Here is a 25,900-nt window from a genome sequence, read left to right as displayed (position 1 = left end):
GCACATTCATTTTATTGATCACAGTGGTGTCTATGTCAAAACTAGTTTTAATCTTTTTTGTGCCTGAATTAGAGCAAGAAACAGTATAGGTCAAGTTAAACAATATTACTATTGCAGAGACCCAATTGAAGCATTGACTTTTCATTGGATAAATAGGGCGTTTTCTGTAAAGGTAAGATTCTTAATTTGATATTGCCCCGCCACGCAGCAAAAAATCACCGCTGTTTAGCATTGAGATGCCGTTATAAACTGTTAGTTTTAAAATTTACGTGCCCAGGAATATTTAAGGCATGATTTATCAAAACTAAACAAGTTCAGAACACTTCAGGTTGTTCTGAACTTGTTTAAATTTTAATAACGCGTTTGTAAGCACTTTAATGGCAGGCCACGGGCTCTGGGTAATCAGCTTTAGCCATTCCCTTCAGCAATTGGCCACAATGGCGCATCGACGCTGCGTAAGGATTTTCAATCGCCTTGTCGTAACTTAACCAATAGCCTTTTTCCATCGGACAGTACTGTAGGTAAACGGCCTCATCTGTACATTTCATCGTTTCCATAATGGTAAATAGGGATTGTGTGACAGCAGAAAAGGATAGCTTCATCGCATTCATATCCTGTGCAGATTTTAAGCTGGCAGCATCAGTCTTCATGGTCTGACTCACCTTCTTTAGGCGCATCATGTCATCGAGCTGTAGACCCTTTAACCGGAAGTTCTGAATTTCCTTTTCGAACTGAACCACATGTTCCGTACTGCCGACAAAGTTTTCGTCCATGATGTCTTTTTTTACTTCCATATAGGCTTTAAACAATCGGTCGCGTTGTTGTTGGGCAACATCCTGCCCATGGCTTGATTGACAGGAAATCATCAGGAAACAGATCAAGCATATTATATAAATTCCTTTTAAGTTATTTTTCATTAGTCTTTGTTTATTTGATTTTGAATACGTTTAATTTCGAGGAGCATAAGATCTAAATGCTGTTTATTAAGGGAGTCTACCTGTTTTGTGGATAGTTGATCGATTGCTGGAACTAAAGCACTCAGGTAATTTCTGACAAAGAGCTGTACGTCGCTACGCTGTGCCTGTGAAATGATATCTGATCCTTGTGCAATTTTGGGATTGATGATCTGATTTACCTTTTCCAGAAAAAAGCGTTGTTGTCCACGTTTGAAAACATTGACGCGAGGGTCACCACCCGGCAGGGTCCATACAGCTCGTCCAATATCATTCAAATATTCGTCAAGTCTGTAGGGATTTTCATTCGTCAGGGATTTCATATAGACATTATAGAGCATTCCCGGGCTCATCAACATATTCAGCATCTGTTCCTGTTGATCGGTGATTTCCTTATTTGCATCTTTTCCGATCAGCTCCTGAATGTTCGTTGGATACAACCACAGGGGCGGCGTTAATACTTGATCATTTACATACTGCATCGCAGCTTTGACCTTTTCCCTCGGAACAGCCGCATAGACAGTACCTCGTTGACCCCGTACCTTTTTTGTAATCTCCTGACTGCCGATATTTTTCAAGACATGGTAAAGATAACGGTCGAACTGTGCGCGCACCGCTTTATGCATATCCTTTAGATTACTGTAATCATCTCCAGTTTCGGCAGTCCATGCTATTAAATTGAAAACGACCCTTTTCAGATTTTTGATACCATAGCTACTGGCCAACATCGAGTCATCACCGAGATCTTCCTTCTGACTGCGTGGATCCTCTTCGTTTCCTTCACCGCCAAACCACAACTTGGGGTTCGCCGTCAGGCTGTCCGTCACTTGTTTCGATAGATAAACTCGTTCGTCTTCGTCATTTGAAAATTGTGGAGGATACTGATAGCCCCATTGAATGGCCCATTTATCGTAGCTGCCGATGCGTGGATATATTCCCGCTAGCCCCACTTGGTCTTCGGGCTGCGCTACATAATTGAAACGTGCATAATCCATAATGGATACCGTATGGCCATTTTTTTCGACCCATTTCTTGTCGCGTAATCTCTCTACCGGAGTTTGGCTACTGGCCCCCATATTGTGACGAAGACCCAGGCTATGTCCCACTTCGTGCGACGAAACAAACCGTATTAATTGCCCCATCACTTCGTCATCCAATTGCATTTTTTGTGCAGCCTTATTTAGCGGTCCCACTTGCACCATAAACCATTGTTGAACGAGTTTCATAACATTATGATACCAGCCGACATGTGCTTCAATAATCTCGCCGCTTCTGGGGTCTGAAATACGGGGGCCATAGGCATTTGCTTTTTCAGACGCAAAATAACGGATCACGGAGAACCGGGCATCCTCCAGGCTCATCGTAGAATCCTGCTCGGGCCATTCTTTGCCCACAATGGCGTTTTTAAATCCAGCTTGTTCAAATGCCTTATTCCAGTCATTGATTCCAGCAATCAAATAGGGACGCCATTTTTTTGGCGTTGCGGGATCGATATAATAGACAATCTGTTTTTGAGGCTCTACCAGCTCACCTTTCAAATAGCGTTTTACATCTTTCGGTTTGGGTTCAAGGCGATAGCGCTGTATAAAATTCAGCGATTTGGACCGTTGGTCTTTATCCGTGAATAGGATGTACTTGTTTGCAAAATAGCCAACGCGTTCATCGAAAATCCTTTTTTTCATCGGTACCTTGGGTAGCAGGACCATGGAGGTATTGGTGGTAAAAGTCATTGCACCTGTCAAGCTTGCTGCGGGAGTACCCGATGTTGATGAATATGTTTTTGTCGTTTTTACTTCCAGATTGATCGGAAACACCTTCATATCCGTAATGAAAGACCGGTCGTCCGCCAACGATGAAAGCTTATTTTCGCTTTTTATCTTGCTGTCAAAGGAAAGTGCGGCATTGTCTTTCCGAAAAAGATCTGTCACCTCTACCAAATAACTGTTGCCTCCTGCTTGTAGTCCTTTGATATCCAAAATAGCGATAATCGGATCCTCCTGTGATTGCATTAACGCTGTACGAATGGCATCGTTTTCCGGAGCATCTTGTTTATAAATTGCTGTCCGCAGCTGTATCCGGTCACCAAGACCTTTTTCAAAGTAGAGTGTCTGCTCATTTAGCTTTTCTCCTCCGTACATCGAAAATCCCTGTGGGGCTGAAACCAAGCGGGTTACGGTGAGGAAATACCTATTCAATAAACTGTCAGGTATCTCCAGGTACCATTTTTTTTCAGACTCTATGACATTGAAAACGCCTGATCGAGCAATTTTTTTCTTATTTAAAATCTTGCTGTAAGCCTCATTTAGATCATTTTTTGATTTTACGGTATCTGTCTTGCTTATGCTTTGCTGGGCTTGAACCATAGCGCCAGATAAAAGCAGGGCAAGGGTACTATAGATAATTTTGTTTTTCATGTGTAATGTTATAGCATATATTAAAAGGGGACTGTTTCATCTGTATTTAACCGCAAGTTTGGATTTAACTTCATGGCATCCAATGGAAACGGAATGATGTACATTCTCGAGTTTGGTGCTAAGGTATAGGTTTTTTGTTCCACGGTTTTATTGACGATCGGGAATACACGCACAAGCGTTTTGGCATAGTCGGGTTCGAGATTTAAGCGTTTCAAATCGAAAAAACGATGGTATCCAATGGGTAATTCCCGACGCCGTTCGTTTATTACTAGGTTCATCACTTCTTTTCGGGTGGTTGGAACCGCCAATATTGCTTTGTCGCCTTCGATCCGGGTTTTACGCAAGGCATTTAACATGTTAATCGCCTTCGCAAATTGATCCTGACGGGCATAACATTCGGCCAGCATCAGATAAATCTCCGGTGTTTTCAGTCCTACTGTGGGGAAGAAAAATGCCGTGTATTTCACGTTGTAGTAACTTGCTCCAGCGCCAATATCCAGAAAACTGGCATTTGAGGTCGTATAGAATAGACTAAAACGCTTGTCTTCCTTATCAAACATGCTGGTCAATTCTGGGCTTAAGATATAGCTGTAACCAAAGTTCATCTCTGTATAGCCGTTGACATACATGTAGCTTAATACTTCTGGATTATTTTCAGCGATTATAGGCGTTTTGCTGGGGCCGCCTAACTTTTCATATTGGACCAGGTCAATTAACTGTCCATTCAGCTGCATGGCTTTTTCGGCAGCGGCTTGCGCTTCTGTAATTTCTCTTTTGAAGAGATGTACCTTTGCCTTCAGGGCATATGCAAAGGCCAAGGATGGATGATAAGGATTGGTCGGCTTTTCCTGCAAATAGGGTAAGGCATCTTCGATATCCTTTTGGATAAAATCGTATACCTGCTGTACCGTTGATTTTGCTGGCTTCGCTTCCAGATCATATTTATCCATGATACAAACACCGCCGTCCTGTGCTGCTGTACTGGCATCATAAGCTTTTGCATAGACATTGATCAGATGGAAATAATCAAATGCCCGAAACATCTTGGCTTCCGCCTTGGCGAGGGTCTTTAATTTACTATCTCCTGTACTTTCATCAGCCAAGGAAATAATCATATTCCACTGTGCAATGTATTTATAGCACTGATTGTAAAAGTTCGATGCGGTGATACGGCTTACCCGATCCTCCTGTTCCTGAAACAAAAAGTTGATGGTGTTAATATTCGGTGTCAAACCGATTACATTGGATTCTTTGAGGTACTGATCATCGACCAGATACTGAAAGTTATTGATGGGATACCCTCTATTTGGATAGGCCACCAAATCGTAATAATCTTGTGCCGTACGGACCAATTGAGAGCCCTTTGGTGTGATATCAAGGTATTTATCGCAGGCGGAAAAGAGCATTATAGTCGCAAACGCCGTTGCTAAAGTTTTCAAAGTCATTGTAGATTCCGGTTAAAATGTTAATGAAAGTCCCATAAGGAATGTTTTTGCCAAGGGTAGGTTACGTGTTCCACTATTGAGCGAATAGGCTTCTGGATCGATGTCGTCTCCAGCGGCGCTCCAAGTCCATAGATTGTTCATCTGTAAGGTTAATTTGACATTCTGCATCCCTGCTTTCTGCGCTAATTGCTTTGGTAATTGATAACCTACGGCGACATTTCGTAGCTTAATATAGTCCGCTGCAGCAATCTGCTGATCACTATAGCGCCATAAGGTCGATAAGGTCCCCGCATAGGTACGCAGGTTGTCAGGATAATCGACCAGCAATCTTGGATAATCGTTATCGGCACCTGTTGTCCATCGATTGACCAAACCCGCGTTAGTCAGCTCATCACTACCCAGGTCTATAGCATCTTTACGCAATTTGTGGCCACCAGAAAAAACAAACATGGCCGAAAGATCGAATGCTTTATAGCGTAGGCGCTGATTGATAGATCCCGTATATTTTGGAAACAGTGTCCCCATATTGACCAGTGCATCCGGAGAGGTGATATCTTTAATGGTTGTCGGCGTTCCGCTCGCATCGAAAACGACATTTGATGCACCATTTTGATCTAAGAAATAGGGGTAACCATTCTCCATGCCAGCATAGCGATAAGCCATAATGGAGTTGTAGCTGCTTCCTTCAAAAAAGTAGTCGCTTGGTGATCCGACATAAGATTGTGCGGTAGCAGTTAAGCCATTCACTTTCTCCACCTTATTCTTGTTGAAGGAAAATACCAGCTGCGTACTCGCTGTAAAATCTTTCTTTTTCAGCCACACGCCGTTGATATTAAACTCAATCCCTTTATTGCGTAATGCGCCATTGTTGATCACGCGTGAACTGGCGCCCACGGTAGGGTCGAGAATAGCATTGATCAATAGATCCGAACTATACCGATTATAGGCATCGATCGTAGCCGAAAGGCGGTTGTCCAACATCGAGATATCTAACCCTAGGTTTGTCGTTGTTGTTTTTTCCCAGCGCAGCATCGGGTTTGGTAAAGATTTTTGCTCCAGATACTGCAGGTAGGGGAAAAGCTTATCTGACTTCCAGGTGGCCGTACCATAACTGGAACTTTCTTGGTCCACATTCCCGGTAATACCGTAAGTTGCCCGGAGTTTGAGGGAATTTAACCATTCTTTATTTTTCATAAAGTCTTCGTTGCTGACATTCCAGCCTGCGCCTACAGACCATAAAGGGCGGTATTTAAATTTAGGATCTACGCCAAAGAGATCGGCTTGATCGACCCGTATGCTTCCAGTTAGGTTAAATCTATTATTATAGGTGTAGCCCGCATTGGCATAAAGGGAGGTATAGCGGTGTAGTGTTTCTTTTTGTGCCCCACCATTCAAATCACCCAATCGGGTATTGCCACCATATATATAACTTGTTATACCTGATTTACTCAATGTCGCCCAGTCAATGGTGGTCGAGGTCAATGTTACGGGGTTATATCCTACGAGCAATTGTTGAATAGGGCGTGGTACATGCGACTGGCGCATCTCGAACCCGGCTAAGGCTGTCAGCTGATGCTCACCATATTGCCCAAAAGTATTGTCATAATTAAACTGATTTCGGAAAGTATAGCTATACCGTTTGGCCTCGTATTGATAGTAACGGCCTCCAGCCGGCAGATTCTTCGTATAAATTCCTGTCGCATCATTGTAGCTGACCATGGCGTTTGAAGCAACACGCATCATGTAGCTGTCTTCGTCGTAGAAACTTTCACGGGCTGCTTGCCCCAATTCATAGGAAAACTGGGTTTGAAAAGAGAGTCCCTTATAGATATTGGCCCGTAGAGAGGTAAATGCGCGAAGGCTTAAACTCTTGTTGCTCTCTATTCCTTCGCCTAATGCCTCAAGCACATTAAAGGCTGTACTTTTTAAATTTCCGTTTGCAGCAATCTGTTCTGCAGTCTCGCCGTTAATGGCTGATCCCGGGCCTACCGAACTTGCCAAATCAACATACGGCGTATAGACTAAGTTGCCATTGTCATCTTTGATCCGAGCGTAACGCGGCTGTAAGAACAAATTATTGTAAATACCGTCCGTTTGTTTATTGACGGTATAGGCACCGTTCATTCCTACCGTTGCAGACAACCATTTGGTCAAATTAAACCCCGACTTCAAATACAGATTGAATTTCTCGTTTTTATTGTTGATCACCTGTCCCTTCCCTTTATCATAATTAAAGGAAACAAAGGTGTTGCTCTTCGTTGAATTCTGTGAAATGCTTGCATTATACCGTTGGCGTGTTTCATTTTGCCAGACATTGTCGGTAAACTCCTTGATGTAATCGTTGCTGCGCCATGTATTGATGGTTGCATCCCGTTCTTGCTGGTCAATTTCGCCGATAGATTCTTTCCGGAATAAATCGTAAAGGGGTGAATAATATTTTAAACTGCCACTGCCCAGATTTCCATAGTGATTAAATAGCGATGCTGTGTTGGCATAACGTGACAACTCCTTCTTATAAACATCGGTCTCATAATCGATCAGATCGGATGTACTTGCATAGTGCATTTTGGCGACATCCGGTTTCTGCGTGATGAATTGATCGACATTAAAATTAACGGAAACACCTTGTCCCTTGCCTTTTTTTGTCGTCACTACGATAACTCCATTGGCAGCGCGGGCACCGTAAATAGAGGCTGCAGTGGCGTCCTTTAAAACGGTAACGGATTCTACATCATAGGGATTAATATCATTTAATGTGAATTCAGTAGGCAAATCATCCACGACGATAAGCGGATTGGTGGTCACCTCACTGGAATAGGTGCCAATGCCCCGAAGTATGGGACTGTCTGCACTGGAGCGCGTTGGATTTTTGATATAGGTCAATCCAGCGACCTGCCCTTCTAGCGCAGAAGTTAAATCGACGTTAATCTGTTTGTTCAATTGATCATTGTTGATCATGGAATAGGCTCCAGGACTACGTTCTTTGCTGATTCGTTGGTAACCTGTTATCATAATTTCGTTGAGCATAGATTCCTTTGCACTCAACATCACCCGAACAGGCCTTATGACTTGTTCGGGGCTGAAACGCATGACTTTTTCATTAAAGGAGACATGCCTAAATGACAATTGGATCTCCGGGCTTGTCACGTACAGTTCGAAGTCGCCCTCTCCAGAACTCATCGTTTGACTATTGTCCTGTATATTATGAATCGAGACACCGGGAATTGTATTGCCCAGGCTGTCGATTACTTTTCCCCGGACCAGCTGACTATTGTTTGATAGGGTTTTACGATAGAGAATAATCCGTTTATTTTCTAAACGGTAAGTGAAGGGCTGATCCTTAAATAAAATGGACAAGGCATCTTCAACGCTTGATAGTTTGAGGTTAACACTGATGGGGCGGGCGGCTTTTAATAGATTGCCGTCGAACACAAATTCATAGCCATAGTGATCCGATATGCTCGTAATCACCTCTTTGACATCGGCATTTTTAAAATTTAACTGTACCTGCTGGGCATGTAGTTCGTAGGGGTCAATCATGCTCATCAAGGCAATTCCAGCGACCAAACTCAAGTATTTCCGCAAAAATACCGGTCGCTTTTGGGTTAGATAGGACATGGTAGATGAAGGTTAATGTACTATTTAGTTGTTATTTTTTATACGTAGTTTTTAATATGATTTTTTTATTGTTCAATTGAAAGTCCAGGCCGCTTGCTTCATTTAAGAGGTGCAGCATTTCCTGTAATGGGATATTTTTTCGGACCTTCATATAGATTGATTGATCCGTAGGCAGCGCGATGGTATCGACATCGACGCCATACCATCTGGACAAATCAGACAAAATCACACGGAGCGACTGGTCCCGATAGTCAAAGTAGCCAACCGTCCAGGCGACAGCTTGCTTTGGCGTTAAATGTTCAATATGTATTCCTTTTTGATCGGTTACAGCTGTTTCCCCTGGGCGAAGTATCATCCTTTCAGCTGTGCCCGATTTGCTTAAAGCGATCCGTCCGGATAGCAGGGATGTTGTAACAAGTCCGTCGCTTGCGTAATTTCGCACGTTAAAGACCGTTCCCAGCACTTCAACTTTTGTGGTACCAGCAGTTACGGTAAAAGGCCTCCGCGCATCATGAGCAACCTCAAAGTATCCTTCTCCTTCTAAGGAAACCTCTCTTCTGGCTACATCAAATGGAATCTGAAACCGTAGGGTAGATGCAGCATTCATGGTAATCTTGGTCCCATCTTCCAAAACAAGCCTAAAGTCCGAATTGGGTGTATAGATCGTTTGCAAGCTTGGATTTTTCCCTATCGCCATTACTTTTACAGTTTGACTGTCGATACGGGAAAATGCAATGTCTCCTATTTGCCATACAGAATCTGTCTTTGGCAAAATGGCAATTTCCTTTCCAGACTTATCTTTAACATATAAAGTGGGTGCTGAAGGAGCAGTGACATCGCTAGGTTTTGGACCTTGTCCCAAATAAAACCAAGTCGCCAATCCAGCGACAAGTAGGATGGAGGCGGCGGCCCACCATTGTTGTTGCCGTCTTAAACGAATAGATTTTTTCTTCGATTCGTTTATTTTATCTTCCAACCGTCCTTTAATTATTTCGATATGCGAAGCAAAGGGCTGTTCGATTTGATCTTCCTCAAAATCATTCGATGCCAGCGAAGCAAGAGCTTCCAGCTCCTCGTCGCTTGCTTGATCGAAATAGTGTAGCAACCTATCGAGATCAACGCGATGGATACTTCCATTTAAATAGCTCTTGTAAATATTTTCTATTTTTTTTGCCATATCTATAAGTTAATACGCAACTTATTAGCAAAAACACTATCGTAATCTTGATTTTTTTAAAAAAAATAGAATGTAACAAGAATTAACAAAATCTCATCATAATGGTCCTGTACAAATTGGCGAATATGTTGATTGGATTTGACCATCGCATTGCTTACAGTGGATACAGAAATATTCAATTTTTGGGCAACTTCTTCGTAGCTTTTCTGCTCTAATTTACATAAGACAAATATTTCTTTTCTACGCTCGCTTAAGGTATTGAGTGCTCTTTCTAATAATTCGGCTTGTTTTTCATGCATATCGCTTTCTGTTTCCATGATGTAGAGCTGCTCGAAATGTTGATATAAATTTTCTTGCATTGCGGTTTCTTTTGCTAATTTTCTATACCAAGAAATAACATCATTTTTAGCTATGGTAAAAATCCAGGACTTAAAGCTCCGATTGGGATCTATGGTGGACCTTTTTTGCCAGACTTTTAGGAATACATCTTGCACGATCTCTTCGCTGACCTGTCTATCTTTAACCATTCGAAAGATAGTGGAAAATAAGGCGTGGCTATACTGGTCATATAAAGCAAAAAAAGCGTGTTCGTCTCCATGGGAAAGCGCAATCAATAGCTTATTATTTGCAGTGATGTCCATCGTAAACTTTTCAAAAGGGCAGATAGTATGCTGTTTAAGCACCTAACAAGTGGACAAATTTACAAATTTTCAACTTAATATTGACGCCAATAATTTCAAGTGAACATATTCTATTCATTTTAATGTTTTAGGTACCAATGGCTTTGCATCAAGTCGGATTGATCGTTGGGATTGACTGGCGAAGCAGAATAGAATATATAAAAAAGGGGTACCAGCAGAGCTGCGGTACCCCAAATTATAAAGGGATAAAAGGGACAAATTTAGTTTTGATGTTTGATGCTAATGTTTAAATAGCGGTTATTGTCAAAGCCGCTCAGTGCATTGACGATCACGACGCCATACTTTTCTTCCGCTGTCTTAAAGTAGAACATGCTGCCAACTTTGAGGTCATTTAAAGTAAGATTGGTCGTTTTGCGCGAAATAGCGTTGGACTGGATCACTGCTCCGGATGTTAAGGTGTTTAGAAATGTTGTGGCCTGATTGGTCTGTATGCTTGAAAAATAAGTGGCACGACCTTTTCCGGCTAGATCCGTAAAGTCAAAAGCGTTAAAAGGAATCGGATTGGCTTGCAGCGAATAGATATTATAGGAATAGGTAATTGCACCATTGGCCTCTACCTTATAGGTTCGGTACATCCCCAAATCGATTTTTTCAGGATGCGCTTTGGCTTCAGCATAGGTATAGGTTTTACCTTCCATCAGGTCAATAAAGCAAGCGCTGCTTTGCGCAGCACTATCCGGCATATACAGCACGCGATTGTTCAGATGCACGTAATCCGATACGACATTATAGGTGACAGAAGTATATCCATCGCCCATAAATACGCCTTCGCTGTCGACGGCCATAATCCGAAAAGTGGAAAGACCTACCTTATCGGCCTTTATTTTATAGACATAGCGGAAGCTTCTTTTTTCCCCTTCTGCCAATGGGATTTTGAGTGCTGCCGCCCCGGCGCCATTGTAGAAGATCCATACTTGATGCATATCTTTGGATGCCGAACTGATTGTAAAATCTACATAGATGGAGTCGCCGACTGCAACATCCTTATAAGTTCCAATATTAAATTCATTCTCCTGGTGTAGCGTCACTTTTACATCCTCAAAAAGGTTGAAAATATTGTCGCCTTCCCGTTTACAGGAAAATAATAGACCGAAGAGGAGAAGAAGCAAAAAATATTTTTTCATAATTAGTCGTTTAATGGATCAAATGTACCCCCTTCATAGCCGATTGTTTGTTCCAGCAATGGCGAAGAGTTCATAAAGGTGTTGGGTAGTGGATAGAAATAGTAATAATCGCGGAAAGCAAAAGCACCATTAGCACTTTCTGCGCGTAGGTTGTAGGGATACTTGAAATAATTCAATACCGTATCTCTATTGTTCATGTCTAAGCTTTCGCGGTGCATAATGCCGGCAGCATTCTTTGATTCCAATATTTTCTTTAAGGCATCGGATTTTGTTTCGAATAGATACGTCTGGATCGTTCCCTCCAGGGTATGCATGCGACGCGTCCGGCGGAGATCGTGATAGCGCTTCCCTTCGAAGGCAAATTCGATCTGTCTTTCGTTGAGGATCAGGTCGCGCATTTGCTCCTTGTTGGATGCCAGTGCTAATCCGTAGTCATAGGCTCCCTGTTCAATACCGGCGCGCTTGCGGATGCTGCGGACAAGCTCCTTGGCGAAAGACAAGTTGCCGGTTTCATTTGCCGATTCGGCATAGTCCATTATGACTTCGGCAAAACGGATTTCAATCCAGTCCATACCGTTACCGCCCAAATCATTGGCCACCGCTACAGCAGATTTCGAGAGGGCGGGATTGACAAATTTTTTGCAATAGAATGACTTAATGGATGTTTCATTGGTGGCATTGGTATAATTCCATTGTTTACGTCCTTCGATTCCACTTAAAGGCCATACAGCTCCATTGTATACAATGGTATTTGCGAAACGGGGATCTCTATTTTTCCAGAATAAAGCGGCATCATAGTTGGTATTGTTACCATCTGCCAGGGTCCCATCTTTCATGCGGTAGGCATCCAGCAATTTGGTGGTGGCCACATAATAATCCTGCGGGGAACCCCCTTCTGACGCGGGTCTGGAATATTGCTCGACGCGGGTATAGCGCTTTTCAGAAATAGAAGAATAGGATCGCAGCACGACAGCTTCGGTGTTGGCTGTACCTTCTTTTAGAAAGATTTCGCTATAGTTGGGGATTAATGCCCGGCCTGCGGCTTGACAGATATCATAGGCTTCTTTGCTAGCTTGGAATGCTGTCTGCCAGCGTTGGGCTTCATAAGGATGTGCCGCATTGTCCGTTGGATTAAACTGTGGGCTGGCCCAATATAGCAGGGCTTTGGCTTTTAAGGAGGCCGCGGCGGCTTTGTTGATTTTGCCCCGTCCTGTCGCATCGTCCCAGCTTACACCATCTAAATTAACCATTGCAGAATCAAGGTCGCTAACGATCTGTGTAAAGCAGGCTTTGGCAGATGCCCGCCCGCTTAATTCCAGCTTATCAGGATTTTGAGGTTCAAGCACAAGGGGTACGCCACCGTAAAGTCTGGTGAGCTCAAAATATACCATCGCACGTAGGGCATAAAATTGGCCTAAAAATTTCTTTTTTGATTCAGTAGATAGGGTTCCCGTCGGAATATAAGCGATGGCATTGTTGCAGCGGGCAATGTCAAAGTAACGGTTGTCACCGACATTGGTTCCCTGATATTTGGTGGCGATGTATTTGACGTCGTTGAGGCCGATTTCGCCACTTAAGCCCAATACTTTTTTACTGGGGCTGTTGGTGCCCGAGAAGTAATTTTCGTCACTGGCATAGTGCATTTGCATATCGTTGGTCGTGATCTCATGCGGATGGCCAGGCATAATCATGCTATAGGTGCCGGCCAGATAGTATTCTATGGCACCTTCGTTGTCCCATATACGGGCATCCAGGCCGCCATGGTCTACCAGTTCAAAAAAATCGTCTTTACAGCTCTGGGTTATTAGGGCTGTGCTTGATGCCATTAATAAGGCTATGATATAGGAAAAATGTCTTTTCATGTGCTGTGCGATTAGATTCCAAAGTTTAAACCAAAGGAAATGGTACGGATTGTTGGATAATTATACAAAGAGGACGAATAAGGATCACGGTGTTTAAACGGAGCGACAATCGTCCATAAATTATTGCCAGCTAGCATTAGCTTGAGCGATCGTACATTAATTCGATCCGTAAAGGTTTTGGGCACGCTCCAGTTGAAGACCATATTGTTGATGCGTATGGTGGTACCATCTTTGGCCCAAAAGGTAGAGTTCCATTTTCTCATCATTGCAGCATCATCATAACGAGGAAATTTCCCGTTCGGATTTTCCAATGACCAATGGTCTTCCCAGAAATCGGGCACGTTGACGGTCTCTGTGGGCGCTGTCATGGCCTGTGACTCGTAGAATGCTTTGCCGCCGAATACCGCCCTGAAATTGGTGTTTAAGGAGAACGATTTATAGGCCAATCCGACCGTGATTCCCGTTGAAAAAACCGGCGCGGTATTATCAAACATGGTTGTTAGATCCTTTTCTGTGATTTTGCCGTCCCCGTTGGTGTCTTCATAGACGGTCCAGCCGACCTGTGGCACCTTGCCATCGATGGTATAGTTGGGATTCTTGGCGAGGAAATTATCGACATCTTGTTGCGTACGCAACATATCGACATAGATCAGGCCATAATTTCCGCTATTGTATTTACGGGAATCCGTTCCCATTTCTACCTTCCAGTCGGGATAGGAGAAATCATAGAGTTGGAATTTGTTAAAGTACATTTGGGTCGTATAGCTTGCCGAATAGCCAAAGTTCATGTTGGTAGAAAGTTTTAGCCCATTGGAAAAGGTATTTTGGTAACCCAGGGAAAATTCGGTACCCCAGCCTTTTCGCTTCTGGTAGTTGACCACCGGAGCCTTAAACCCCGCATACATCGGGAAGTTTTCGTCGTTGCCTTTGTCAAATACATCGTACGAATCGCGGAAATAGTATTCAAATCCAAAACTGAGCTTATTGTCAAACCAGCGTGATTCTACACCAAAGTTAAAGGTACGGTGTTTCTCCCAGGAGATGTCTGGGTTGGCAATAATGGTGGGGTTGAGGGATGCAACAGGAGTTTCGCCGTACAGGTAGCCCGTATTGACCAGGTCGACACTAAAGCGATCTTGCCAAAGGCGTGCTGAAACGCGGTCTTCCCCGACGAGTCCATAGTTGGCCCGGAGTTTTAGGTAGCTGATATAATTGAGGTCTTTGAAGAAATTTTCATCACTGACGACCCAGCCTGTCGCCACTGTTGGGAATACCCCCCAGATATTGCCTTTCGCAAAATTGGAAGAGGCATCGACGCGGGTAATAACTTCCAGGAGATACTTTTTCTTATAGTCGTAGTTTAAGCGGCTGAAGAAGGAGCGTTTAACCGATTCCATGATGCTGCGCCCACCGTTGGTAAACGAGGACTGATCAAACGCCCAGTATTCATCGAGGTTCAGCAATTGTTGGTTGGTCCAATAGACCGCTAAGTTTTCAGCATTGCTGGCTGACTGCTCGGCTCCGGCCATCACATCAAGGTTGTGCTTACCAAAGGTATTGCTGTACTGTAATACGATATTTCCTTGATAGCTATTCCCTTTACCTAACGTAGGGGAGATTTTGGTATTACTTGCTGCCATGCTAGTGACACTGGCAACCTCATTGGTATAGAGCTTATTATTATTGCCCCAGCGCACAAAGTCATAGACATTGTAGGCTGGTTTGTATTCCTGTGCGCTGGAGGAGGTGCCCGAATGCGAGATTTGTAGGCGGGCATTAAATCCTTTTAACGCTTTAGGTGCATAGTTGAGGGAAGCATTGATGCTATAGTTTGAGTTATTTTGTTTTTGATAATAACCCGAATTTATGATCGCCAGGGGATTGGTGCCACTATTGGCGCTGATATTCGAGAAGTTGACCGGCATACCATCGATTTGAATAGGTATCCACTGCGGTGTTGTGATCAGGGTCTGGTAGAAATTTTGATCACGATCGTCCGATAGACTATTTTGGCTGTTGGTCTTTGTATTGTTGACATTAAAAGCCACGTCAGCTTTCAGACCTTCGATGATTTCGGTGTTGAAACCAGATCGAAAAGAATACTTCTGTTGGTTCATACCAGCATAATTGCCATCTTCTTTTTGGTAGCTTCCTCCGGCAAAGAAGGTGATCTTTTCACTTCCGCCAGAGATGGACAGGTTATGACGTTCCATTTTGGAAGATTTCCAGAGTTCATCATACCAGCTTTTATAGGGGTTGGTTTTTAAGTAAGCGAGGTCTTCATCAGAAAAGAAAAGATTGGGTTGTGCATTATTGAGCGCAAAGGTTTCGTTCAATAATTTGGCATGTTGATAAGCCGAAAGCATTTTGGGCTTTACGGTGGCGTCCGAAATACCGAGGTAACCGTTGTAACTCAGCTGTGTCTTTCCGACCTGTCCTCTCTTGGTGGTCACCAAGATAACCCCTTTTGCACCCGAAGCACCGTAGATAGCTGCGGAGGCATCTTTAAGGATCGAAATATTTTCTACCATGGAGGCATCCAGGTTCTCAAAGACATCGGCCGACGAAATAATCCCGTCAATGACATAAAGAGGTTCATTCGTCACACCCTGCAATTTGGCCTGGTCGGAGGCAAAAGCATTTCGGACATTGAGGGTAACTGCTGCGCCAGGCCTACCCGAAGATTCACTTACACCCAATCCGGCTACGCGGTCACGTAAGGCTGCCGCAATGTTGGCTGCAGGGATATCTTGGATCTCCTTGGGGTCAACAGAGGCTACAGCTCCCAGGACTTCACGTCGCTTTTTTGTTCCGTATCCGACAACAACAACCTCGTCGATGCTCGTGTTGGATTCGAGGCGGATTGTTATACTTGTTTTGCCCGTCATGTCGATTTCCTGTACTTTGTAGCCTACATAGCTCACAATGATAACGGGATTGTCGGCCGGGAGATTGATATGGAATACCCCATCTTCTCCCGTCTTAACACCAGCTTTGCTGCCTTTGATCAGGATGGTGGCGCCGTGGACAGGCTTGCCATCTTGATCAAGTACGCGGCCTGTGACACCGGCAAATTTGGTGGAAAGTAAAAGTGGAGCATTCGTTGCGGGCAAAGCAAAAACAGGCGCAGGCGATAGCACAAGCAGCGGGTAAAGAAGCCTGATACTCCGCTTTCGCAAAGATTTTGTAAAAAATTGATAATTCATAAGTTAACTTGTTTATAATAGGTTTTAAAAAGCCGTATGACGGCAGATTAATTGGTTATTGTACAAACCCTAACATAAGCCCATCATCCTCTTTTTTAGAGCGGATGATATAATTGCAAGAATTGTTATGTAACAGGTTTGTTAGGTAATAATAGGGATAAGCTTTTAATCAACTGTCCTGAACTGTTGGCCGAGGAGGTTAAAAAGTTGAGGAGAGATCGATAAATGCCTTAACTGATAGGGTAGGTATGATGTTAGAATGCTATTCGGTGCTAGATTCAATTTTGGTATAATTGCTCATACAGTTGGATGACCTTTTTCTGAAGGTCGATAATTTCCTCCTCACGTTGGCGTAATTTTTTGGTAATTGCGTTTACCTCTTTTGCATAGTCTTTAATTTCATCTGACTCATCTGCTAACAGCTGCACGGTAGGCAAATTAAATAGCTCTGCGATTTGGTTTAATCGAGAGAAATTTATATCTGTTATCCCTATTTCAATTTTAGAAAATGCAGGGATTGATATTTCCAGGCGCTTTGCAACATCTTTTTGGCTCCAGCCTTTTTGGAGTCTCAGTAACTTAATTTTTCCTCCTAATGTTTTCATTTAAAAATTTCTTGGCTGTTAATATACAAAAAATCGTGGAATTGGCTGAAAAACGATTCCCCAAGACCGTTTTAATTATTGCCTGCTGATAGGGCGTTTGCTGATATAAATGATCGCTGTATCTGTTGAAGTCGGATAAGTGCGTTCATTTCCTTTGACTGTCCATTCGAAGCGTGTTCCTTCAGTACCAATATAAAGCCGGCATATTATATGGAACTGCTCAAAAAGATTTCCTAATGGGTTTGTACTATTGCGTGCAAATAATAAGTCTATTGTATTTATTCAAAAATTGGTTTATTACTATGATATAGTAAATTTCAATTACAAATCATTTTATTCGTTGTTGTCTAAATAAATGATTAATTTCATGGAAACCAATAGCTTATTTATGAAGTTCTCATTACTTTCCTTTTTTTATTTCTTCCTTTTATCAATTTCTACAGCACAATCATCAGCTGAAAAACCGATTAAAATTGATCCAAATGACTGGGTAAAGCAAAAGCTGGCGAATGCTAAAGTGAAAAAAAATCTAGTGTCGTATAAAAACAATTTTTTCCAATTTGATACGGTACGTCTAATTGGATTTATCGAAGATTATAGCCCTGCATTAGAATTTACAAGTGGTATTATTTATAGCAGTAATGAGCTGACCCGTGAAGATTATCCGACTACCGTACAGGTTTATCCTGATGGCCGTTTTGAGGCGAGCTATTTGGCCACGCACCCGAAAATTAGCTATATTATTTTTAAAAATAACCGTTTTAAATTTTATATCGAACCGGGGCAGACGCTCGCGTTGCGATTAAGAGTTGCAGCAGATCAAAATTTGGTGTTAATAGGTTTTGAAGGCCCTCTTGCTGCCGAGAATCAGCAGTTCAGCGGCTTTGATTGGAAGAAAAATGTACCTGTGCTTTATCAGAGCACGGAAAGCCATTTGAAAGCGCAACCAATTTCAGCAATAAAGAGGCAAATCTTGACAGCCTGGGATTCGGTGCAAAATGAAGTAAACAGACGGTTAAAGAAATTAGATTTTTCAGCAAAAGTAAAAAATCTGGTCCATACGCAAGTTGCGCTCATGTATGCAGTGCAATTGATGGATCTTCAGATGTATCGAGAGCAATACCTAAGAAATAATCCTACAAATGCCTTTCTAAAAGAACCGCTGCCCGATGATTATTTTAATTTTATAGCTCGCTTAGACCTAAATGATCCGGCTATTTTGGTACAGGATGAATTTTCAACCTTTATCAACCGATTCGAGTATTCGACTTTATTTAGCCGTGATGCCTATTATGATGCCTTAAATAGTCAACGTAAAGGGAGTTTATATTTGGTATTGGATTCGGCAAATCGAAAGTCTAACCCAGCAATAGCTAATACGCTGGTTTCTGAAGTTGCGAAATTGCGCACCTTGCAGTCTGCATTAAATGGTGCGTCTGATACGGCAGGGATAACAAAAACCACAGAACAATTATTGGCCGTGTTAAAAAATAGAGATTTAAGGTATGAAGCGCTCCAACTGGCCGAGCGTGTGAAGAAATCCAAAAACGGCTATTTGCTACCCCATACTGCTGCTGCGACCATTTTTAAAAAGATAACAGATAAGTACCTAGGTAAAGTCGTTGTTGTGGACTTTTGGGCGCAGTGGTGCGGCCCCTGCCGCTCCGGTATTGAATCGTCGCAAGGGAAACGCTTAAAACTCAAAGATAATCCGAATTTGGTGTTTGTTTTTGTAACAGATATCGAGGGAACTCCAGATATGGCGTTTTATGAAGATTATATTGTTAAAAATAGCATGTTTGAATCCTATCGGGTTTCTGCCGATGAATATAGGGCTTTACGTGAATTATTTAAATTTAACGGAATTCCGAGGTATGTACTGATGGATCCTGATGGTAGAATTAGAAGTGATAATTTTCAAATGCATAATCTGACAACTGAACTTCCAAAAAATTATCCACAGCTGTTTACGTATCAAGAGATGCAAGGGATCAACTAATTTGGTCTACAATAATAACATTACTTTTCAAACTAAAATACTAATTAAATTAGTATTTTAGTTTGGGTATTTCCTATCTTTGTGTTGTTAACCAGTTGATAAATAATTATGAGTCCAAAAAGAAGGCGCGTAGATGATCCCTTGTGGAAGTCTATTTTGGAGCAAACATTTTCGCATTTTTTACGATTTATTTTTCATGAGGCAGATGCTGTTTTTGACTTGAGCAGACCCTTTGATTATCTTGACAAAGAATTTGAGCAATTATTTCCTCCGGAAAGTAACAGTAAGGGAATTCGTTATGTCGATAAGCTTGTCAAAGTCTTTTTAAAGGATGGGAGCGAACAGTTTGTGCTGTGCCATGTGGAGATTCAGAGCAGCAAAGGAAATGGTGATTTAGCCGAGCGCATGTTCCGCTATTTCTACCGTATATGGGATCGTTATAAAGTTCCTATTACGGCTATAGCTATTCTGGCCGATGAAAATGGAAGCTATCGGCCGGAGGTATATAGGCAAGAATTTATGGGTACGTCATTGCGCTATGATTTTAACAGTTACAAGATCATGGATCAGGAAGAGTCGGTATTGCGATCAAATGAGAATCCATTTTCTGTGATTGTTCTTACCGCTCTTTTGGCTATTAAGAACAAGAAAATAAGCGACGAAGGTCTGAAAGCGATCAAGCACGATCTTTATGATGAAATGATAAACCGGGAGATGGATAAGGATACGCGACAAGGGTTATATGATTTCCTAACTTACTATGTAAGTTTTGATAACGAGGAAGTTTTGGGTATATTTGAAAAAGAAATAGAAACAAAAATAGGAAGGAGCGATACTATGGGCACTCAAGAATATTTATTAGATAAAGCTGAAAAGAAAGGAATTCAAAAAGGAATTCAGAAAGGTAAGATTGAAGGTAAGCGTGAAGAGGCCATTGCCATTGCAATGGAGTTTAAGAAAATGGGTTTACCTATTGCTGATATTGCTAAAGGCACAGGACTTTCTATCGAAGAAATCGAAAAACTGTAATCAAGTATTTTTTTTACTTTTAAAGTTTATAAATAATTTTGTTTTAAGCCATTTCCGGAAGGGAGTGGCTTTTTATTTAGGGTACTGAGTCTTAACAAAAAATCCTCTTTTACCGAAGATGATGATTTTTCGGGAGTGAATACGCAAGATTGAATTATGATGTATGCAATGGAAAGACACTGGAATGTATTCAGAGATATGTGAGAAGAGCCAAAAAGGGCTACTGGTGATGCCGGATCTTTATAGAATTGAGCGAAAGCCAAAAAAGAAAAGTTATCACCTGCTATGATCAAGAAGCATTAGGTGGAAGCTATTTCAGTGGTTAAAACATACGCTAATGAATATAGCATCAATAAGCCACAAAATATAACGGAGCTTTACCCGCATAAATTTAAAAAATCAACTGCTATGTAGTCGCATGGCGGGCTGCAGTTTATAGTGTAAATGAAGGAATATAGACTTGAAAATACTTTCCATTTTCGTAACCATTATCTTTGCTCATTAATATATGGAAATTTCCTTCGACATCGCTGTATGTTCCCATAACCCTTCGGTATTTAAAATTATGAGGTAAAGATCGATAAAAGATTTTAACACTTTCCTTATAAACACCTTTCACTAGGTCATATTTATCGAAAACGATGTATCTTTCTTTAGAGTTGTTAAGATTCGTTCTAACAAAAAGATCTTCTCCACTTCTTATAAGTTCTTGATAACCAAAAGCTGGTTTAGTACAATCGATGGTTTCATCTTCTTTTTTAAATGTAAAAGTATCAACAGTTTTAATTTCTCTAATATATGTTCCTAAATGATCGAATTCAAAAATTCCAGATTTTAAATCAAAATTAAAAAATAAACGGTTTTGCATTGTATAAAAAGTACCTGAATACGTACTTAGATCTCCACGTGGTGAATGCTTAAGAGTAATAATGTGCTTTTCATCAACAATACGATTGTTATTTATATCAACTTTAAAAAAACCTAACTTATTTATGTCCTTGTATTTTTTTACGCCACATACTAAAACATAATCATTGTCATTCGGTATTTCAGCAATTGCGAAAACCGTAAAATCTTTTATGGTTATGATCTTATAAGTTCCATCATTGATATTGAACTGGCAGAATCTTGCACCCTTGTCTTTAGGAGATACATAAAAAATGTTTTGAGAAGATTGACCGATAATCACCCCTATCGGATATTGATCTGGAATCTTTTGTGTGACCAATTCAAAATTTGGTGTATTTAAAATAGATAAAACGTTTTTATTATCCTTAATGAAAAAACGTTTTAAATCTCCATTATGTTTCATAAAGATTCCATCCGCGAATTGAGATGGCGACATAAGAAGGATGTTCGGTTTTAAATGAAAGTTAGTTTGGAGATCGGATATCTCACCTCTTTGCAATAATTGAATACTATCTGCTGAGAAAATCCGATTTTTTAGAATACTATTTGTTTGTCCTATAATAGTATTTGAGATAAATTCTAATAACAGAAATAAAAAAGATATTTTTAAAGTAAAGCGCATGTTAAATTAGTTTAAAGCTAAAATAGGATTTTGTTCTTAACTATTAACACTATTATCCGAAAAAACTAACTTCTAGTCAGATGCCTCCTAAATTAAGTGAAAATACAAGCAAGCAAGACCTAGTTGTCTACAGACCGGGAAAACCAACAGCTAACTGTTTTTCGCACTTCGTTGGAGTTCTGTTACTTGAATTATCAGATTTTCGATCATAGCGAGGAGGAGCTGGCGGATAGGCACCTGCATTGACAGCGCTTGTATGAATACTCGTCAGCTTTTTGTTGAGCCGGTTGTTAAATTCCGTATGTTCAGCAAGAAATAGAAGTTAGGCATCTGCTTAAGCAGGTGCCTATACCTTTAAAATCAGGTGCCCTTAACGTTTTTTTGCGTATTTCGGTTTTTTGAGCATATTGCTGAGCTCCGCTTCTGAATATGCCTTGCAATATGCAGGAATCAGTTCAAATCCGCAAGCCAGGCGTAGTCCGTTAATATTAAAAAAACGCCTTTCGTAAACTTCCCTGGAAAAGCCTGTAAGTTCGCGTAGTTTTGAGCGAGGCATGCCGTTAGCAAAGCCATGTTCGATACTTTTACGTTTATAGAGATCGGCTAGCTCCTTTTTACTCAGTTTGCACTGATGGGGTGACTGGTGTGCAGGCTTCAGACCTAGGGATTGCAAAAATTTATTTAGCGGGATGCCTGTTTTCCAGGTCATTGCCCCTACACTGACCTTCATTTTGGATTCAAGTTCCTTGGTTGTCGGTGGCCGCTTTAGTTCTTTCGCTAGACTCAGGTAATGGTCTTGTATGCTGAATTTGGTTACCGGAATTTTGGTACCGGCCAAATAACATAAATTATTCCATCCGAATTTTTCTTTGAGGTACCAGACTGATGGATAATTGTCCGGTTTGATACGCATGTAGTCTTTGTAATATTTAATCTGATGTTTTTTGATCAGCTTGACGACTTTTTCTTTAGCCTCGGACTCCGTCATGGTGGTTATTCGAAAATAGGCGTTCAGACCTGCATATTCCAACACGTCTGCCCATGTAGTGACTTTAAAATGGGTAAAGTATGACCGATCGTTATATAGTCCGTTTTTATGGAGACAATCTGAGACCGTCGGAGAGCGATGGTGTTTGATATAAAATTTGACCAGTGAATTTTTAAGTTTGCCAATAGATGGAATCCGACGGTCATTGGGAGCAAAACCTCCTGCCGCAATAAATTTGTTCCATGAACCGAAATATTTAACGATGCTTCCTGTTCGTGATGAAAACTCCCTCCGCATAGGTATGCGGCTATGCTCGTTGTAGAATTTCTTTAATAATGCCAAAAGTTCGAGTCTGACCTGTTCGGGTGTCTTGTTTACATTGGGTTGAAGACCTGTCGCAAGTATAAAATTGTTCCAGGTACCAAAATGGCGCCGGGCAATTGTATTGATATTTTCCATTTCACGGCGAACAGGGGTGCGACCATATTGCCTATAAAAATCTTGAACTTTTGAAAAAGCGTCTTGTATTGTTTTCTCCTCAATAGGTGTCAAATCGTATTTTTTTTATTTGTTTTTAACTATAGCTTATTAAATATAATGATTTATTTTAAAATCGATGAAAGTATTTGCTTAGTTGATTGCTGCGAGGGCGACGTTGGTCAATAGGAGTTGAATGACCCAAAAAACAAAAGCCCCTGCAGGGGCTTTTGTTTTTTGGGTAGATATAGGATTTTATTAATTTGCTGTTAATGCAACTGCGTTAAGCTGTCTGGATGTTCCATCAGGTCCTACTGCGACAATATTGTCAAAGATCACGCGTGTGCCTGGTACAATACCATTGAGGGCTGATGACATGCTTGAGCTTAATTGGCCGCCCGAAGTTGATAATACAATTGCATCTGCCCGAGGCTTGGCAATGATCATCGTAAACTTGGTGACCCTGAAAGTAGCGTCAAAGTCAAAGTTATCCAGTTTAGCAAATAATGCATTCTGGGCTTTAAGTGCTACGGTAGCCATTGATCCACCTGTTTTGCCCGCAAATTTGGCAATCGGATCTGGAATACGTTTCACACGGAATTCTGTCGAACTCAAGGTCTGTGTCTTTCCTGGGGCTACCTCCGCCGAAACTGAGATACGTGCTGTGCCCGGCGAACTTACCTTCACGTTATACTTACCTCCACCGGCGCTGGAAATACTACCACCGCTCATGCTGACACGGACTTTATCTGTCGGTGTCCCCGGAGCGGATACTGAAATAGGATTGTTTACACCTATATATAAAACGTTCATCTTGTCTGGTGATACCACGGCCGAAGGACGCGCAACTTGGTAGGTCTGTACAGGGGTACGATATTCCTTATACGATCCATCGGTCTGTTTGACTTTGATCACACCGGACCAGGTATAAATTCCTTCCCGGCTGGTATTAACGGAGTAAACACCTTTTCCATCTACGACTTGTAACGATGAACCATTAACTGAAATTGCTGGCTCAGATTTAGAATCTGAAGCGGTTAGGAATACCTCTGCTTTGTAGGGCTGGCCTTGGACTAAGTACGAAGTCGGTGCAACGGCAACCGCGGCAAATTTGTCCAGGTTGACGACCGCTTGGTCCATTTTACCTAAGATAAGTTTGACTACATCGGACTCCGCATTTTGCGCGTCGGTTTGTATTTTGGTCAAAATGGTCATGGCTGCGGTCAAAGGTGTGCCACTGCCAAAATTGATCTCTTCCCAGGATTTCTTGCCATTGACAGCTTTCTCCGGATCTTTTGCTTCTAGAGAAAAAGATACCATCTTTTGTTCTTCAGGTGTGAGAAGGGCCAGCAATTTTGTGCGTGTCGAATTGATCTTGTCTTTTAAGAGGGTTCCCTTTTTCTCGTTGATCATGAGATTTGGGGAAATATCCTCGTTTTCACGTTGGGCCAGATCACCCTTTTCTTCGTCGTATCCGCCACCTTGTTTGACAAATTCTTCTTTTAATGAAGCAATATATTGGTTGAGCTCGCCAATAATAGCCTGTGCTTTTTTAGCCTTGTCATAGATTGGCTTGGCACGTGCGGGTTCTTCTTTTAGTTTGGTGTTTTCGAACGCGGCGAAGAGCTGTTGAACGGCTGTGCTCACATTCGATTTGGATGTTTCGAGACTGTTGTTGATATTTTTGAATGCATCCAAGATGGAATCCGGTACATTGAGCGCCAATAAGGCGAGCAAGACCAGATAGAGGATGCCAATCATCCTTTGCCTTGGAGTTTCTCTTCCTAATGCCATTGTTTTTGATTTAAGTAATACAAGAATTAATTACACACGCGGTTGATTCATCGCGCTCAACATATTGCCATAAATGGCATTCAAGGCATTAAGGTTTTTCGCAAGCTTGCCCACTTCATCTTTAAATGCTTTGGAGTCATCCAGCGATTCATTGAAGTTTTGCATGGTAAAGCTGAGGTTCTCATAAAACTTGTTCATCGACTGTAAATGTGATGCCGAATCGCGCAATTCGCGTTCATACATGGCATTTAACTGGCTTAGGTTGGTTGTCAGACTTTTTACCTGTTCGTGGTAGTTGGACGTATCACCCGAGGTATTCGACATGGCGACCAGATTTTCAGACGCTTTTTCAAAAGCTAGGCTCAGGTTGTCAAATTTGGAAGTTGCTGTTCTTAGTTTATTGGTAAACTCTTCTGTTGCTAAGGAAACATCAGAGAGCTTGTTGATGGCAGATACCTTCTCGCTAAAATCGCGTAGGCCACGGCCAAGATTTTCAATGCTAGCAGGCTCAATATTGGCATCGGCAAACATTTTATCCAAAGCAGTTGTGGCTGATGGTCCTGTAGGCTGTGCTATCGCTGCTTTTCCTCGCTGTGGCAGCTCACCGTTGAAATTGTCGTCCAATTCAGGATAGACACGTGTCCAGTCTGGTTCTGCAGGAGGGGGATTAAAGCCCATTAGAAAGAAAAGGAAGGCTTCTACGCCTAAACCGATTCCGATCATATAATTGGCCGTTGTACCACCAATATGGAGGATTTTAAACAGTACCCCAATGATAACGATACTCGCTCCCCAGGATATGGCCACATTCAGCCATCTAGAATTGTCTTTTTTTTGCTAATTGTTGTTTATCTATGTTTTTGGTTTAATTTTTTTGGAAAGTTCGATGTTCCTCATCTTTAAACTTCTTTATAAACGGAGAATACCTTTAAGCCGCATATCTTTCGGTCTTGAAATATGAAAATATAAAAAAAGGT

The 25,900-nt window shown here is 41.7% G+C and carries 16 protein-coding genes; 2 read left to right on the top strand and 14 right to left on the bottom strand.

From position 1 onward, the window contains the following. Positions 1-374: 374 nt before the first annotated feature. The 10 genes from B3C94_RS03285 to B3C94_RS03240 all read right to left on the bottom strand — a co-directional run bounded on the left by B3C94_RS03285 (position 375) and on the right by B3C94_RS03240 (position 17,105). Positions 375-917 carry a hypothetical protein gene (locus B3C94_RS03285; RefSeq protein WP_293898978.1) on the bottom strand — a complete coding sequence of 181 codons (543 nt, stop codon included), beginning with the start codon at positions 915-917 and terminating at the stop codon, positions 375-377. Beyond that, on the bottom strand, positions 917-3,367 hold the full coding sequence (locus B3C94_RS03280) for a zinc-dependent metalloprotease (RefSeq protein ID WP_293898975.1): 2,451 nt from the start codon (positions 3,365-3,367) through the stop codon (positions 917-919). Before B3C94_RS03280 ends, B3C94_RS03285 begins: the two co-directional genes overlap by 1 nt. Before the next feature lie 20 nt (positions 3,368-3,387). Further along, a complete protein-coding gene (locus B3C94_RS03275; RefSeq protein ID WP_293898925.1) occupies positions 3,388-4,812 on the bottom strand; it encodes a RagB/SusD family nutrient uptake outer membrane protein in 1,425 nt (474 codons plus the stop codon). Between the two features lie 12 nt (positions 4,813-4,824). Continuing rightward, positions 4,825-8,430, bottom strand: a complete 3,606-nt coding sequence (locus tag B3C94_RS03270) for a SusC/RagA family TonB-linked outer membrane protein (protein WP_293898922.1) — start codon at positions 8,428-8,430, stop codon at positions 4,825-4,827. A gap of 31 nt (positions 8,431-8,461) precedes the next feature. After that, positions 8,462-9,607 (bottom strand): FecR family protein, encoded by a 1,146-nt coding sequence (locus B3C94_RS03265; RefSeq protein ID WP_293898919.1) that lies wholly within the window; start codon positions 9,605-9,607, stop codon positions 8,462-8,464. A 56-nt stretch (positions 9,608-9,663) separates the two neighbouring features. Further along, a complete protein-coding gene (locus B3C94_RS03260; protein ID WP_293898916.1) occupies positions 9,664-10,248 on the bottom strand; it encodes an RNA polymerase sigma factor in 585 nt (194 codons plus the stop codon). A gap of 260 nt (positions 10,249-10,508) precedes the next feature. Then, positions 10,509-11,432 carry a hypothetical protein gene (locus B3C94_RS03255; RefSeq protein ID WP_293898913.1) on the bottom strand — a complete coding sequence of 308 codons (924 nt, stop codon included), beginning with the start codon at positions 11,430-11,432 and terminating at the stop codon, positions 10,509-10,511. A gap of 2 nt (positions 11,433-11,434) precedes the next feature. Further along, on the bottom strand, positions 11,435-13,294 hold the full coding sequence (locus B3C94_RS03250; protein WP_293898910.1) for a RagB/SusD family nutrient uptake outer membrane protein: 1,860 nt from the start codon (positions 13,292-13,294) through the stop codon (positions 11,435-11,437). 11 nt (positions 13,295-13,305) lie between these two features. After that, the gene (locus B3C94_RS03245) at positions 13,306-16,500 is read right to left on the bottom strand and encodes a SusC/RagA family TonB-linked outer membrane protein (RefSeq protein ID WP_293898907.1); all 3,195 of its coding nucleotides are present in this window, start codon (positions 16,498-16,500) and stop codon (positions 13,306-13,308) included. Between the two features lie 278 nt (positions 16,501-16,778). Continuing rightward, entirely contained in the window at positions 16,779-17,105 is a 327-nt protein-coding gene (locus B3C94_RS03240) for a helix-turn-helix domain-containing protein (protein WP_293898905.1), read from the bottom strand. Positions 17,106-17,472: 367 nt separating this feature from the next. On the opposite strand from B3C94_RS03240, the gene B3C94_RS03235 reads away from it, so the two are divergent. Together B3C94_RS03235 and B3C94_RS03230 are read left to right on the top strand one after the other, a co-directional pair. Continuing rightward, positions 17,473-19,104, top strand: coding sequence for a TlpA family protein disulfide reductase (locus B3C94_RS03235; protein ID WP_293898902.1), 1,632 nt, complete (start codon positions 17,473-17,475; stop codon positions 19,102-19,104). Positions 19,105-19,212: 108 nt separating this feature from the next. After that, a complete protein-coding gene (locus tag B3C94_RS03230; protein WP_293898900.1) occupies positions 19,213-20,133 on the top strand; it encodes a hypothetical protein in 921 nt (306 codons plus the stop codon). 433 nt (positions 20,134-20,566) lie between these two features. Here B3C94_RS03230 and B3C94_RS03225 read toward each other — a convergent pair whose 3' ends face one another. The 4 genes from B3C94_RS03225 to gldL form a co-directional block, all read right to left on the bottom strand. After that, positions 20,567-21,664: a hypothetical protein gene (locus B3C94_RS03225; RefSeq protein WP_293898897.1), complete on the bottom strand. Its 1,098-nt coding sequence runs from the start codon at positions 21,662-21,664 to the stop codon at positions 20,567-20,569. A 370-nt stretch (positions 21,665-22,034) separates the two neighbouring features. Further along, complete coding sequence (locus B3C94_RS03220) at positions 22,035-23,204, bottom strand: homing endonuclease associated repeat-containing protein (RefSeq protein WP_293898894.1); 1,170 nt, start codon at positions 23,202-23,204, stop codon at positions 22,035-22,037. Positions 23,205-23,387: 183 nt separating this feature from the next. After that, the gene (gene gldM, locus B3C94_RS03215) at positions 23,388-24,923 is read right to left on the bottom strand and encodes a gliding motility protein GldM (protein WP_293898891.1); all 1,536 of its coding nucleotides are present in this window, start codon (positions 24,921-24,923) and stop codon (positions 23,388-23,390) included. A 30-nt stretch (positions 24,924-24,953) separates the two neighbouring features. Further along, positions 24,954-25,730 (bottom strand): gliding motility protein GldL, encoded by a 777-nt coding sequence (gene gldL / locus B3C94_RS03210; RefSeq protein WP_293898888.1) that lies wholly within the window; start codon positions 25,728-25,730, stop codon positions 24,954-24,956. Between the last annotated feature and the right edge of the window lie 170 nt (positions 25,731-25,900).

The organism is Sphingobacterium sp. UBA5670, assembly GCF_002420705.1.
Taxonomy (GTDB): domain Bacteria; phylum Bacteroidota; class Bacteroidia; order Sphingobacteriales; family Sphingobacteriaceae; genus Sphingobacterium.
The sequence above is the reverse complement of the archived record's forward strand: the minus strand, read 5'-3'. Positions and strand labels throughout refer to the sequence as shown.

Bases quoted from the DNA above. Each gene is read 5' to 3' on its own strand.
- gldM (WP_293898891.1), bottom strand. From the start codon at position 24,923: ATGGCATTAGGAAGAGAAACTCCAAGGCAAAGGATGATTGGCATCCTC.
- B3C94_RS03245 (WP_293898907.1), bottom strand. From the start codon at position 16,500: ATGAATTATCAATTTTTTACAAAATCTTTGCGAAAGCGGAGTATCAGG.
- B3C94_RS03235 (WP_293898902.1), top strand. From the start codon at position 17,473: ATGGAAACCAATAGCTTATTTATGAAGTTCTCATTACTTTCCTTTTTT.
- B3C94_RS03280 (WP_293898975.1), bottom strand. From the start codon at position 3,367: ATGAAAAACAAAATTATCTATAGTACCCTTGCCCTGCTTTTATCTGGC.
- B3C94_RS03265 (WP_293898919.1), bottom strand. From the start codon at position 9,607: ATGGCAAAAAAAATAGAAAATATTTACAAGAGCTATTTAAATGGAAGT.
- B3C94_RS03270 (WP_293898922.1), bottom strand. From the start codon at position 8,430: ATGTCCTATCTAACCCAAAAGCGACCGGTATTTTTGCGGAAATACTTG.
- B3C94_RS03250 (WP_293898910.1), bottom strand. From the start codon at position 13,294: ATGAAAAGACATTTTTCCTATATCATAGCCTTATTAATGGCATCAAGC.
- B3C94_RS03225 (WP_293898897.1), bottom strand. From the start codon at position 21,664: ATGCGCTTTACTTTAAAAATATCTTTTTTATTTCTGTTATTAGAATTT.
- B3C94_RS03230 (WP_293898900.1), top strand. From the start codon at position 19,213: ATGAGTCCAAAAAGAAGGCGCGTAGATGATCCCTTGTGGAAGTCTATT.
- B3C94_RS03275 (WP_293898925.1), bottom strand. From the start codon at position 4,812: ATGACTTTGAAAACTTTAGCAACGGCGTTTGCGACTATAATGCTCTTT.
- B3C94_RS03255 (WP_293898913.1), bottom strand. From the start codon at position 11,432: ATGAAAAAATATTTTTTGCTTCTTCTCCTCTTCGGTCTATTATTTTCC.
- B3C94_RS03285 (WP_293898978.1), bottom strand. From the start codon at position 917: ATGAAAAATAACTTAAAAGGAATTTATATAATATGCTTGATCTGTTTC.
- B3C94_RS03260 (WP_293898916.1), bottom strand. From the start codon at position 10,248: ATGGACATCACTGCAAATAATAAGCTATTGATTGCGCTTTCCCATGGA.
- B3C94_RS03240 (WP_293898905.1), bottom strand. From the start codon at position 17,105: ATGAAAACATTAGGAGGAAAAATTAAGTTACTGAGACTCCAAAAAGGC.